Source organism: Leptolyngbya sp. NK1-12 (genome assembly GCF_032598965.1).
Taxonomy (GTDB): domain Bacteria; phylum Cyanobacteriota; class Cyanobacteriia; order Elainellales; family Elainellaceae; genus Elainella.
The window spans coordinates 61,222-76,163 of sequence record NZ_CP053586.1; the positions used below are offsets into that span (position 1 = coordinate 61,222).

6 protein-coding genes are annotated in these 14,942 nt (G+C 51.2%); all 6 read left to right on the plus strand.

The window, feature by feature from the left end; all coding sequences use genetic code 11:
• Positions 1-15 precede the first annotated feature (15 nt).
• Positions 16-2,610 carry a TonB-dependent siderophore receptor gene (locus HJG54_RS00065; protein ID WP_316432639.1) on the plus strand — a complete coding sequence of 865 codons (2,595 nt, stop codon included), beginning with the start codon at positions 16-18 and terminating at the stop codon, positions 2,608-2,610.
• Between the two features lie 417 nt (positions 2,611-3,027).
• Positions 3,028-3,333 (plus strand): hypothetical protein, encoded by a 306-nt coding sequence (locus tag HJG54_RS35315; RefSeq protein ID WP_420717404.1) that lies wholly within the window; start codon positions 3,028-3,030, stop codon positions 3,331-3,333.
• Positions 3,334-3,494: 161 nt separating this feature from the next.
• Entirely contained in the window at positions 3,495-4,880 is a 1,386-nt protein-coding gene (locus HJG54_RS00070) for an MFS transporter (RefSeq protein ID WP_316432641.1), read from the plus strand.
• A gap of 20 nt (positions 4,881-4,900) precedes the next feature.
• Positions 4,901-6,319, plus strand: a complete 1,419-nt coding sequence (locus HJG54_RS00075; protein ID WP_316432643.1) for a serine hydrolase — start codon at positions 4,901-4,903, stop codon at positions 6,317-6,319.
• A gap of 776 nt (positions 6,320-7,095) precedes the next feature.
• On the plus strand, positions 7,096-8,229 hold the full coding sequence (locus HJG54_RS00080) for an Ig-like domain-containing protein (RefSeq protein WP_316432645.1): 1,134 nt from the start codon (positions 7,096-7,098) through the stop codon (positions 8,227-8,229).
• A 176-nt stretch (positions 8,230-8,405) separates the two neighbouring features.
• Positions 8,406-13,931, plus strand: coding sequence for a PPC domain-containing protein (locus tag HJG54_RS00085; protein WP_316432647.1), 5,526 nt, complete (start codon positions 8,406-8,408; stop codon positions 13,929-13,931).
• Positions 13,932-14,942: the final 1,011 nt, after the last annotated feature.

Below are 14,942 nucleotides of genomic sequence, written 5' to 3' on the forward strand. Positions count from 1 at the left end.
ATCGACTGAGGTTTAATGGTGCGTTTTTGCTGGTTTTTCCAACTCGTGGCGGTAGCTTCCGTCATTGCGGCTCAACCCGTAGGGGCACAAACTGTTTCTCCGGGTAATGAGCTTGGTATCGATCCAGATAGTGCGGATGTCCATTCTGCCCCGGCTGAGGTCACAGGTAATTCTGGGCCAATCGTGACCAATATTCACCTGGAGCCATCTTCTGATGGAGCCAACCTGATTCTCTTCAGTGAAATGCCGCTTCAGTTCCGCCAATTTCAGGACGGCAGCAGTCTGATTGTCGAAATCGAGCGGGCGCGGCTAGCGGGTGAATTTGCTGACGAGGGGTTTCGGCAGGACAATCCGGTCGCGGGTATGGCGGCAATTACGGTGATGCAGGTAGAAACCGGGATTCGGGTGACGCTGACGGGAGTAGATACCGTTCCCAATGCCACGGTCACTCCAGATCCGCGAGGATTAGTGTTAAGTCTGACTGTTGCTGATAGCAGCACTGCCGAAGCGCTGGAACCGCCCGCCGCTCTACCGTTGCAGGTGCCGCCTCCTTCAGAGAACGCGATTCGGATTATTGTCACCGGTGAGCGAGAGACCTATCGAGTTTCCGAGTCTGCGGTCGGGACGCGCACCGATACGGATATTCGCGATGTGCCGCAGGCGATTCAGGTGATTCCACAGCAAGTCCTTGAAGATCAGGGAATCCAGGAAATTGGCGATGCGTTACAAAATGCAAGTGGAGTCGTCCAGGCAGAACGTGCTAGCACCCCCCTGCCAGGAATTTCCGCCATCATTCGCGGCTTTGAGACAAATAACGTCTTACGAAACGGGTTGCGAGATACCAACGCTCGATTTGCAACAGTAGAAGACAATATTGCACAAGTTGAAATTTTGAAAGGCCCTGCTTCTGTGCTGTTTGGGCAGGGTAATTTAGGTGGAACCATCAACTTGGTAACAGAGATTCCGCTTGAGGAGCCAACCTACCAGTTTGAGTATAGTGGTGGGCAGTTTGGTTTCAATCGATTCGCGGTTGATTTTTCTAGCCCATTTGAATTAGGTAGTCCTTTGGGGTTTCGGGCAAACGCTGCCTATGAATTTGCAGATGGTTTTCGAGAATTTGAACACACCGAACTGCTATTTGTTGCCCCCACAGTCCAGTTGATTGCTAATGATACTACCGAACTGCTAGTCGATTTAGAATACCTCAAATTTCGCTCCTATGGTATTGCACCAGAGCTTCCAGCATCGGGGACGGTGCTAGATAACCCGAATGGTGATGTGGATCGTACAATCAACCTAGGTGAACCAGATCTGGTAGAAGGAGAGGATATTATCACCCGTGTCGGCTACCGATTTGAGCATCGATTTAGTGAAGATTGGCGTTTGAGGAATGAATTTCTACTGTCGCATCGCGAATCAGAGAGCGTTGGAGTTACGCCCAGATCAGATAATCGCACGGATGTGGGTTTAGAGCCTGAACTCCAAACTGTACAGCGGCTTTTGACTATTAACCCTGGTGAGCAAACTAGCATCGCCTTAAATACGAGCGTGACGGGCCGCTTTGAGACTTGGGGCATTGAGCATCAGGTGCTAGCTGGCGTTGAGCTGCTTTCCGACCGTGCCAAAGATCGGATTGTATTTGACACGATCGATTCAATCAATATCTTTGATCCAGATTATGCTCCTGAGAGCCGTCGCCCCTTAACGGTGTTTCAAGATGAAGTGACCCAGACAGTTTCAGTTGGACTGTATTTACAGGATCAGATCACCCTGCTGGATAACTTGATTTTGCTCTTGGGCGGGCGATTCGACATTGTGAATCAGAGTAATCAGAATTTGATCAACGAAGAGTTGAACTTTGAACAGGAAGACCGGGCCTTCAGTCCGCGTGTAGGAATTGTCTATCGTCCAATTGAGCCAATTTCGCTCTATGCAAGCTATTCCGAGTCGTTTCTGCCTGTTAATGGCCGTGAGACATCCGAAGGAGCAGATGGGCAAACCCTGTTTGGCGATCCGTTTGAGCCAGAGCGGGGTAGACAGTATGAAGTAGGGATTAAAGCAGACATTTCAGATCAAATTTCGGCCACTTTGGCATTCTACGATTTGGAGCGTAGCAATGTGAGGGTGCAAGGTAGCGATAACCCCTTAACACAGTTTCAGGTGGGAGTTCAACGTAGCCGTGGCATCGAATTTGATATTGCAGGAGAGATTTTACCAGGATGGCAGGTAATTGCAGGCTATGCGTACACTGATGCTAGAGTGATCGAAGACGATCGGATTGCAGTAGGAAATCGCCTCTCCAACGTGCCAGAACATGCTGCTAGCATTTGGACAAGCTATGAAATTCAGTCAGGAACTCTGCAAGGTCTAGGGTTTGGAGTTGGGCTATTCTTTCAGGACGAGCGAGAAGTCGCACCTGAGAACTTATTCACGTTACCTAGCTACTGGCGAACGGATGCAGCACTGTTTTACCGGCGCGATCAGCTCCAGGTGTCTTTGAATTTTCGGAATTTATTTGACGTAGAGTATTATCCAGCAGGTCGGGACTACGTTAGAGTTATTCCTGGTCAACCTTTCACAATCATAGGCAAGATTAGCTGGGAGTTCTGATTGCAAGAGGGAGAAAGTTGCAGTACGCCCTATTCAGCTATAAGAAAGCTAAATGCAAGATTTGAGATTATCGTGTTTAATCAAAGAGCTGATATCTCTAACTTCTCATTTGCAAAGAATCTAGAACTACTACATCCACATTTGCTCATTTCATTGATGAAGATTCAGTTTTTGTTATCAATACACGTGCTAGCATTGCGATTTATTTTCACGATGATTACTGCCACAGAATATACTTGAATAAATATCAAGCTGCGATTATTCTCATCGTAGAAACTCTTTTCATAGTCTAAATAATTCAAGGATTTCAGAGATGGCACTAATCAGAGGTACCAGTGGAGCAGATAATCTGAATGGTACTAATTCAACGGCTACGGAGGTAACGATCAAATAAATGGAAATCGCGGTGATGACTTAATTTATGGAGGTGCTGGTGCAGATCGTCTATACAGTGGCGGTGGGCGAGATGATCTTTACGGTGAAGGTGGCAATGATCAACTCTGGTCTACTGGGGGCGGTTCCGTAAATATGTACGGCGGTTCAGGTGCAGATTCGTTTTATTATGGCAGTGGAGGGGTGACTGTTTTTGACTATAATGCCTTTGAAGGGGACAAAGTATTGCTTCCAAATTCTTATAGATCGGGAATTTCAATCAATTTAATTGATCCGGTGGGACCAATACTGTATTCAGATATCAAGTGCTCTACAACAACCAAGCAATAATGACCATTTTAGGTCCAGGTGGTGCTTCTGCTCCTCCTCTCACCGTCGAATACTACTAACAGCTCTCCAGTCAAAGGGTTGTGAACCGGGAAAGTTAGGGAGTGTGAGCAATCGCAACTCCCTACTTGGCTTTTTGGGTAGTTTGGAAGCTTTTAAATTTAATGCGGAACTTTACCATTCTCTGGTTCGGGCAGTTGGTTTCGACGATCGGCAGCTACATGACCGTGTTTGCTCTGTTGATCTGGGTCTGGCAGCAAACCGAATCGGCCACAACGCTGGCTCTGGTGACTTTCTTTTCCCAGCTACCGCGCATTTTCATCACGCCCATTGCTGGGATTATTGTGGATCGATTCCATCGCAAACGGCTGATTCTGCTAGGCGACGGGATCGCACTGTTGAGTACATTGGCGATTGGATTGCTGTATCTCACGGGCGTACTGCAAATCTGGCATCTCTATATCGTCGTAGCGCTCTACGGCTGCTTCGGACAACTGCAAACCCTAGCCTATTCTGCCTCAATTGCCATGCTGGTTCCCAAGGCACAATACACCAGGGCCGAAAGCATGATTGCAATGGTGGGCTACAGCGGTGCCGTTTTTTCACCAATTTTGGCCGGCAGCCTCTACCCGCTGATTGGAATTACCGGCATCATTGCCATTGATCTGATCAGCTTTATAGCTGGATTAATCACGCTAATTCTCACGCCAATTCCTCAGCCCATCAGTGAGCCAAACAGCAAGCCTAGCAGCGACAAATCTGGAATCAACCCATTCACCTGGCAAACTCTCACCTTCGGCTTCCGCTATATTGCCGCCAAACCTGCTCTGACCGCAATGGTGGTTGCCTTTACGCTGTTTGCCATTCCGGGCGACATTGGCAAAGCCTTGTATAATCCGATGATTTTGGCCCGCTCCGGCGGAGATGCCAGAGTGCTGGGATTTGTCACAACAGCGGCAGGGGTAGGGGGCGTAATCGGCGCAATTCTGTTTAGCATTTGGGGTGGCTTTCCGCGGCGGATTCACGGCATGTTGTTGGGGTTTGCCGCCACCGGGCTATGCAAAATTATTTTAGGACTGGGGCGAACGCCGCTAATCTGGGCCACTGCTCACTTTTGTGCCACCCTGCCGATTCCGATGTTCTACAGCTCTAGTAATGCGATTTGGTACGCCAAGGTGCCGCCGTCGTTGCAGGGCCGAGTCCTGGCCGCCGACCAGATGATTGGCCTGATTGTTGGCACGCTGGCTCCGCTGCTGGCTGGTCCGTTAGCCGATCGCGTCTTTGAACCGGCGATGCAGCCGGATGGTTGGCTCGCACCTTTGTTTGCTCCCCTGTTCGGCACAGGTTCCGGATCTGGCATGGCACTGCTATATACGCTGACAGCCCTCTGGATGCTGCTGGTTGGTCTGGGTGGCTACGGATTTCGGACGCTGCGCCAGGTAGAAACGCTCTTACCCGATCACGATGTGGCGGATCAGGATGCTTCTAACCAGAATGCTTCTAACCAAAACATCTCCAATCCCGATCAGTCACTGTTTCATACGCCATAAATTTATTTCTATCATTTCCCATGACAACTCAGTTATCTTTAGCGTCTGCTGATTCGGTTACTGTTGCTCGCAGGCGCGCTTTACAAACTGGATTGGATCACGCCTTGGGCAGCACGGTTGGTGCCACAGCCGCAATCAGCACACCAGCTGGAAACTGGTTGGGAGCTAGCGGGGTTGCCAGCCGCCGGACCGGGTTAGCGGTACAGCCAGATGATTTGTTTCAAATTGGCAGCATCACTAAACCATTTGTCTCAACCGTTGTTTTACAGTTGTTCGAGTCCGGTCAGCTTTCGCTGGATGATCCCCTGACTCGCTGGCTATCGCCGGATCTGGTGCAGCCAATTCCCAATGGCAGCCAAATCACGATACGACAGTTGCTCAACCACACCAGCGGCATTCCCGACTATGTACCAATTTTATTAGCAGCGGGTGTCAACCTATTTCGCGACTGGCAGCCGCAGGAATTGACTCAGCTCATTGGCGGACAGGCGGCGGCATTTACCCCCGGTACCGGCTGGTCCTACTCTAACACCAACTACATTCTGCTAGGGCTAATCATTCAGCAGGTGACGGGCAATCCGATCGCTAGCGATATTCGCTCCCGGATTCTAGATCCACTTGGTCTGAAGCAGACCTATTTCGCTGCAGCCGAGGTAGGGCCAAATCCGGTCAGCGGCTATTGGGACGTGAACAACGACGGTCGTTTAGATGATGTCAGCAGTCTGAGCCTATCTTGGGCTTGGTCTGCCGGAGCATTGATTTCCAATACTAAGGACTTACTGCGGTTTAGTCGAGCATTGTTTGGGGGTGAACTGCTCCAGCCCGACACCCTGAAGCAAATGCTCACCTTTGTCGAACCGATTCGCTCGAATGCTTTTTCCGGCTATGGCCTGGGGATCGCTCGTCTCAAAACCAGCGAAGGCACTTTCTATGGACACACCGGCCTGACGCTGGGCTTCCGCAGCAGCCTTTGGTATGAGCCGGAAACGCAGTTGATTTATACTGACCTGCAAAATACGCGCCGGTTTAATAATCTGTTCTCGCCTCTGTTAGCAACCTGGGAAGGCGAACCGGAACGCTCTTTAGTCGGCACTGCCAGCAATGATTTTCTCTTAGGCAGCGGCAAGCACGATACGATTCAAGGCCGAGCAGGAGATGATCTCCTCAGCGGCGGCAAGGGCAATGATTTTCTTTGGGGCAATGCCGGGCGCGATCGGTTCTATCTGGTACCCGGCGAAGGCATCGATGCGATTGTAGATTTTGTCGCCACAGAGGACCGCATCTTGCTGCCCAATCTTGACTTTGACCAAATCACCCTCACCGAACGCTACGGTAACACCCTTATCAGCCTCACGGCCACCGGAGAACGACTAGGCGGACTGATCAACGTTGCCGCTAGTGACCTAACCACCGCCAATTTTGTCAGTACTTTGACTTGATTAGCCTGCTACAGTCCCTACAACTGTGCAAATTTTGCACAAACGTCTTTTGGAGAAGCAACAATTCTAACTGGCGTTGCTGAATCTAGTATGCTTTTGCCCTCCACCTCCCTTCTGGAGTGCCCGACAGGGCTATATGCCGAGGGTTAGAACCGACTCAAAGTCCCCCAAAGTTGCTACGGTATACACACCAGTCGAAGATCCCCCCTAACCCTCTTACCTAAAGGGGGAACCGTAGGCGCAGCCTGGGCGTAGCCCATACCAACCAAGGATTGAAGTCCCCCTTGATAAGGGGAATTTAGGCGGCCGGGAGGAAACGAAACTCTAACCAAACGTTCCTCATTCAACAACGCCCTAACTTTCACTCATTAGGGGCTTCTTTATAAGAACTTAACAAATCTGTAGTGTGAAAAGGCAGAAGAAAGTGTTATTGTTTGTACTGTTTGCAGTTGTTGAGAGGAATTCTCAAGAAATAAACTTTAAATAAAATTTGAGCAAGAAATGGAGCCTGTCTAGATTGTGGCAATCCGATTGTGGCAATCCGATTATTTGGCCTCGTCACTTTCCATCCGCGTGTCAACAGCGGGCTGCTTTGTAGCAGCTCCCTGGCCTTTTTACTAGGCCGATTGAGCCTTGTCTGAGTTTGGATCGCCAATGGCGATTGAGTGTGATTGTTTTCGTTTGCAACTAGGTATCCCTTTCGTAGAAGCCAATGGTTATTCTCAATTAATTTTTAGCTACTTTTACTTGTAACTATCAACGCAGCATCTGGATTAATGAAAATTGGATTTACAGCGAATCCCACAACGCTGATCGAGGATCAAAAAACGACCTTCACACTAACATTCACCCTGGATCAACTGCCGCCCAGCGAAGGTCTTCTCGTTAGTATTGATAGTGATATTCCTCGCGCCTTAGCCGAATTGGATGTCTTTGCGGCTGAGTTCTCTGGAGTTAGGCTGACAGGTGCTAATGCTGATGCGAGTGGTTTAACCTTGAGAATCACCCAGCAAACTGCCACAATCACGCTGCCCGTCTTCGACGACGATCAACCCGAAGGAACAGAGCTGTTTACTTATACGATCCAACCCAGCAGCAGTTACACGGTTGATCCCAATGCTGCATCTGTGACGCTGACCATTCTCGATCAGCCAGCCCCCAATCAAGCCCCGGTTGCCAATCCAGACAGCTACAGCACCACCGCCGACACGACCTTGACGATTGCAGCAGCGGGTCTATTAGCCAATGACACTGATGCCGATGGCAATGCCTTAACTGCAGCTCTGGTGACGCCGCCTAGCAACGGCAGATTAACGCTGAATCCAGATGGTTCCTTTACCTATAGCCCCAATGCTGGCTTTAGCGGCACCGATCAGTTTACCTATCAGGCTAATGACGGCACAGTGAATTCTAGTCCTGCCACCGTTAGTTTGACTGTCACAGCTGCGCCTGCCCCATCTCCACCTGGAACGATCTTAGGTACAGCAGGCCGCGATTTGCTCAGGGGCACACCGAATTCTGACCGGATCGAAGGGTTGGGCGGTAATGATCAAATCACGGGTTTAGGCGGCAACGATCTGCTGTTGGGTGGTGCCGGAGCAGACCGAATTGTGGCAGGAGCAGGTGACGACCAGATCTTTGGTGGCACGGGCAATAACCGGCTCACAGGTGGTCAAGGTCGGGATCGGTTTGGTTTAGAGGCCGGAGCCGGACGCAGCCTGATTACAGATTTCCAAGATGGTCAGGACCGCTTGGGATTAGTTGGCTTTAGCTTTGGTGAGTTGGAGATTACTCAACGAGGCCGCAACACGCTGATCCGCAGTGGCGATGACCTGCTAGCGATTTTGAGCGGAGTGCAGCCCAATCAACTGACGCGGGCTGATTTTATCCAGGTTTCAGTTCCAACCTAGCGGTCTGAAGTGGCAGTCTCAACAGGCTGCTTCGATGCAACCGCTGCAAACGGGAACTGAAACCGCGACTGATGCAAAAACACTGATGCAAAAACACTGATGCAAAAACACCGATCCGGCCAGCCTGTCATCAGGGTGCAAATTTCAACAAAACAACTCCTCAAAAGGTAGGAACTATGGCAATTTCAATCTCAGCATCTCCCTCGGTTTTGCAAGAAGAACAAGGTACTGTTATTACCCTCACCCTCACCTCTAGTGAACCAGTTCCTCCAGAAGGTTTAGAGGTAACGGTGGATAGCGGTGTTGAAAATGCCCTGGGTCAGTTTGATGTATTTGCTACTGAGTTCAACAATGTACGTCTAGTCCGTGTTACTGACAATACCAGCGGCTTCACCGTGCGTTTGACTGGACAGACCGGAACGCTGCGCCTACCAGTGTTTGATGATGATTTATCCGATAGTCCGCTCAATCTAACTTTCGCAGTTCAGCCCGGTGCGGGGTATACCGTTGATCCGAGTGCCGGTTCCGTGTCTCTGACCATTCAGGATACAGACAGCGCTCCCACTCCATCTCCGGCCCCGAGTCCCGCACCCGCTCCAGCCCCCGCACCCGCTCCAGCCCCGGCCCCCGCTCCGGCCCCGAGTCCTGCACCCACCCCGGCTCCATCTCCGGCCCCGAGTCCAGCCCCTGCCCCCGCCCCGGCTCCATCTCCGGCCCCGAGTCCAGCCCCTGCCCCTGCCCCGAGTCCAGCCCCTGCGCCGAGTCCAGATCCCGGAGCCCAACCTATCGTCAGCTTTGAAGTGACACCTGCTAATCTTTCAGAAGAAGATGCTGATGCAACTGTGATCTGGAAATGGACAGTGACAGGAGACTTTCCAGAAGATGGTGTGGTGATCAATCTTGATACATTGGGCGACAACGATGTAATTAAGTTCACCGAACAATTTGCTGCCGATCGAGAAGTTGAGTTTGTCAACTCTGAAATTGTCGGGTTTGATGAGGCAACTGGCCGTCTGCAAATTCTGCTTTCAGCTCCCGAAGCTTCTTTTGTGTTGCCAATCATTAACGACATTATTGAGGAAGGTGCACAAACCTTTGATTTCAAACTTGCTGAAGGCGAGGGGTACACCGTCGATCCACAGAAAAATGCTACTCTGCTGACGATTACGGATGACAATGGCGGCCCTGGAGTCGGTCCTACTGTGGGTCTATCGGTGGACAAAACCAATTTGGTCGAAGGCGATCAGTTGACCGTCACCTTTACCGTTGATGGCGAGATTCCGGCAGACGGTTTGCAGGTGTTGGTGCAAAGTCCCGTGATGGCTGCACTCGGACAGTTTGATCTGACAGATCTGAGTACACTTCAAACCACGGGCATCAAAGGAGAACCGACCGTTGGTGATGGCAGCGGCAGCAGTTTCTTTGTCACAATTACCGAACCCACGGCAACCATTACGCTATCTACTTTGGATGATATTGAGGCAGAAGAGCCGTTAGAGATTCCGTTCAGTCTGGCGAATGGCGAACTCTACGAAGTTGATCCCAATGCCTCATCGGTGACGTTGAACATTGCCGATGAAGTGGAACCTGGACTTGGTCCGACGGTTGGCCTCACGGTTGATAAAACGAATCTTGCTGAAGGCGAGGAATTCACGATTAATTTTACGGTAGATGGCGAGATTCCGCCGGAAGGCGTCACGGTTTTGGTTCAAGGCCCTGGCATTGCCGCCCTCTCTGAATTTGATATTGCTGGCATCGATCCGGCAACCGACATCACGGGCACCAATGGTGAATTTCCCATTCCCGGTGACGATCGCAGCAGCTTCCTGATCACGATTACGGAACCGCAAGCCTCGATCACCCTCTCCACATTTGACGATGGACCCAACGAAGGGGCAGAAGAACTGACATTTAACTTAGCCGATGGCGAGCGCTATAACGTCAATCCAGAGGCAAGCGGAGTCACGCTGACCATCAATGACGGCGGGACGCCCTCTCCCTCTCCTAGCCCGTCGCCAGCGCCCAGTCCAGATCCATCCCCCGATCCATCTCCAACTCCGGGTGCACCTACCGTATCCTTCTCGACCGTGACGGGGACGTTTGATCCAGAGGATAACATCCTCTCGCCCTATCTGGTGCAGTCGATCGAGGGCGGCAACCCGGTGTTGACCTTGGCGTTCAGCGTCGATAGCGAGATTCCGGAAGAGGGTTTGGTTGTCACCGTCAACAGCGACATTCCGCTGCAAGATTACTTTGCCAACCTGGGCATTGAACCCTTCTCACCCGGCGGTAAGCTGCTGGAGGCTGTCTACGATGACGATGGAGTTGCTACCGGCTTCAAATTCCGGATCGAGCAGCCGCGTGCCCTGATCACGCTGGTGGGCAAAAATGCCGACAATACCGAGCCAGTCGATGCCACCTTTACCCTAGAGGCAGGCGAAGGCTATAACCCTGATGCTCAGGCCAATGCGTCTACCGTTACCTTCTACGACACGATCGAGCAGGTGCCCGCCACGGCAGTGACCCCCGAAGTCAGCCTTAGCCTCGACGAGACGACCCTCAACGAATCCACGGGCAACACGACCACACTGACCTTCCAACTCAGCGAAGCACCGCCACCCGAAGGAGTCTTGGTCTACCTCAAGGGCACGGCTCCGGTTGGGGTGGATGAAAACCAGACGGGCAATTCGCTGGCCGAACTAGATGTTTACAATGCCAAAGTGACTGGCGGTGCCTTCCCTGCTCCCAACTTTGGGGCGAATGGGTTCTTCTTCCGGATTACCGAGCAGATGGCCACCATCACACTGCCCGCTTTCAAAGACGAAGATTTGGAAGGCATCGATGAATACACCTTTGCGCTGCAAGAAGCACCAGGGTATACCATCGCTGAAGATGCAGGAGCTATAACCGTAAACGTTATCGATGACGAGAACTCCCAGATTCAGGTGGGCCTTACCACCGAGCCAGCGGTGCTGATCGAATCGGAGAAAACTGTGTCGGTGCACAACTTCAGCCTCAGCGCTACCCCGCCGGACGCAGGGCTGGTTGTTTCGGTGGTGGCTCCCAATCTCAGCGAGTTTGACCTCAGTGGCATCAAGACCGAAGGCGGCGAAATTGCAGCCGTCACTCCGACTGGCTTTGACTTCAAAATCACGGCCAAGAATGCCAAGATCGAGCTGCCAGTGGCCGAGGATGGCGAGGACGAAGGACTAGAAGAAGCTACCTTTACCTTGCAGGATGCACCAGAGTATCAGGTGAACCCCGATGCGATTGTGGGTAGCTTCCAAATTGTCGATACGCCGGAACAGGCTCCAGCGCTGGAAGTGACTGAACCGAATGACACAATCGAGAAAGCGCTGGATACTAAGTTGAGCGCTACCAATAATAAAGTGTCGTTCAAGAGCACGCTCGATTTTGAGTTTGAGAACTCCTACGAAAATGCTGATGGCAGTGTCGTCTATGTAGACGCCAGCGAAGATGTTGACTTCTATAAGGTCAGCCTCAAGGCCGGAGACACGATCTACATCGATACCGATTCCAATCAATTCGACGAGGGCAGAAAGGTAGACACTTGGCTGCGCGTCTTTGATGGAAGCGGTACGGCCCTAGCCAGCAACGACGATGGTACTGCTCCCGATGAAGTGTTTGAGTCGCGCTTCCAGTCCTATATTGAGTTCACCGCTCCATCGGATGGCGATTACTACGTGGGTGTGACGCTGTATAACAACAGCAAATACGACCCCAACAAACCTGCCACAGGTGGTGCCTTCTCCTCTCTCGATCCCAATGAATACGGTACCGGAGAATATACGCTGAATATTAACCTGAACGAATCACCGCTAGCTGCACCAACAGCAATTCCACGCGGCGATGGAACAGGTCCGGCGATTTCCCTGTTTAGCGTGGCTGGCGTCTACGGCGATGATTTCGATACGCTTGGCTTCGATATTAAAGCCACCGGATTGGCAGAAACTGTTGCCGAAGGTGCGGGCGCAGCGCTCAACTTTGTCCTGACCGCCGATAGCGAAATTCCTGAAGGTGGTGTCGAAGTTGTGATCAACAGCGATGTTGACCTGACCCAGTACTTCGGTGGCGTTGGCGAAGAGAACTACACCGTGCCCTATGGCGGTAACTTGAACAACAAACCGTTTACTCGCGGTGGGCAGTTCCTCGATGCGGTGTATGACGCGACAGGTAAACCGACTGGCTTCAAGTTCCTCTTGGAGCAGCCCTTTGCTACTATCGTTCTCAATCCCAGCAACCGGGAAGAGGCAGAGACTGATGGCCCCGAAACTGCTACCTTCTCAATCGTTGAAAGCAAAGGCTACACCACCTCGGATCTGAGCAGCTCTACTGTTACTTTCTACGACACCGTAGAGCAAATCCCAACTCCGGCCACCACCCCCGAAGTCCGCCTGGAACTGAGCACCACCGAGCTGATCGAAACGGAAGAAACGCCAATCACGCTCACCTTCACCCTGAGTGAACCTCCACCCGAAGGCGGCGTCCAGATCTATGTCAGCGGTAACGCCCAAGACTTCCTGAATGAGTTCTCCATCTTCCAGGCAGAATTTTCTGGTGGGGTTGCCGTAGCCGATGGAGCCGTGAGTGGCTTCTACTTGCAGATGTTCGAGCAGACCGCCACCATCACCTTGCCCGTCTTCAATAGCACCGACATCACCGAAGGCATCGAGGAGTTTAACCTAGCGATTCGACCGGGTGCGGGCTACACGGTGAACGAAGCCCAAAATGGCGGCACGATCCGCATCAAGGACACGCCTGACTCCCAGATTCAGGTCAGCCTCAGCACCGAACCTGCTGTGCTGATCGAAGCAGAGCAAACCGTGTCGGTGCATAACTTCAGCCTCAGTGCCACACCGCCGGAGGAGGGAGTAACGGTTGCCGTGAGTGCCCCCAATCTGAGCGAGTTTAACCTAGAGGGCATTGCCGTCGAAGGCGGTGAGATTGTTGGAGTTCGAGACGATGGCTTCGACTTCAAGATTACGGCCAAAGAGGCCAAGATCAGTCTGCCTATTGCCAACGATGGCACGGAGGAAGGAGTCGAGGAAGCGACCTTTACGCTCAATCCCGGCAGCGGCTATCAGGTCAACCCAGATGCAGGCAGCGCTACTTTTACCGTAGTGGATGCCCCAGAGCAGGCTCCCGGCTCCACCGAGGAATCCAACGATACGCTGGATACGGCGATTGCCACTGGTCTGAGTGCAGCCAAATCAACCGTGACGTTTGATGGTGAAATTGCCGAGCACTCGATTGAAGTGGGTCCGGAAGAAGAAATCACGATTGATGGTACCGAAGATGTTGATCTGTACAAAGTTGATCTGCTCACAGGTCAAACATTAACCATCGATCTGGATTCCCTTGATCCCGATCCCGACCAAGCGGGTGCCACCAAGCTGCAATATGCTCAAATCCGTGTGTTTGATGCCACCGGCAAAGAGCTAGCCAAAACCAGCTTTGATGATTTTCAGGCGGCACCGGATGAATTGTTCACCGTGTTCAATGATCCGTATCTTCAGTTCCGGGCTGAAACCGACGGCGTTTACTATGTCGGCATCAGTCAGATTGGTAACGATTACTATGATCCGACCAAGGCTGGCAGTGGCTCCGGCTGGATCTTCCCCGACTTTGACATCGGAACAGGCGGCAAGTACACGCTGAATTTGGGTGTTACGCCGGCATAACCTGAACCGAGGTTAGCTCCTCTCAGCGATGGTGGGAAGTTCCGAATGGGGCTTCCCTTTTTTGCCGATTTTTAGCTCGTTGCCTGAGTTGGAGGATCGTGCAAATTTTGCACAGGCTGCTAAATAGGTTACCCAATTAAACAGTAGATGGAGCGCGGGTATCTTGCCTACGCCAGCGAGACGCTGACACTACGGAGCTTCAAATTGGTGATGTTGATTTACTTATAAATTGTGCCAATCAACACACCATCTTATAACTTTACAGAAACTTTGCAATCAAACAATTCTGAACTAAACTGGAGATGTTATTTTTATAACTATAGACAGCCCAAAACATGCCTAGAGTGACTTGTCTGTATAAGCTGCTCTGAACAGAATTGTAGTTTTTATCCAGATGGTTACTATCTAGGATTCATAGCAGGGTGTATGGAATGTATTTATGCTAGAACACAAAAGCTAATTTCTCTAACCGATCAACAACTGATCAACAGTGGAGAAGCGAGCTGAGTGTTGAATTAAGTTGATCAACCCAATCATTGGTGATTTGGTATTGCCCAAATCACCTGGCTAAAGCATTTGGCCAAAGCATCTTTGCGCAACGCACACTCGATGAGTGAGGCGGGTTGAATCACTTAAAATTAGTAGATTCAAAGGGTGTATTCAATCGTTCTAAGCAGTTTTGAAGGACACGTCAGAAGACAGGCCCTAAAAAGTTGTCCTGAAGTCATCCTAAAATCATCCTGAAAATTGTCGCATTAATCCACTCAACCGGGCTTTCGCTGCTTAGGCAGTGCTTAGGCTCAATTGATCCCATCGGACCATTCTACCAACTGAACCATGATCTACAGCGTCAATGCTCTACGACATGATTGTCGGACCACCCAGGATTACTGTCACTGATGGCTGGTACGAAATTAGCTTGAACAGGCTATCAATCCATCGTTGCACCAGGATCTTGTGAGAGGAGACAGTATCAGCATTGAGTTAGTCAATGTTGAGTCACGACCCATC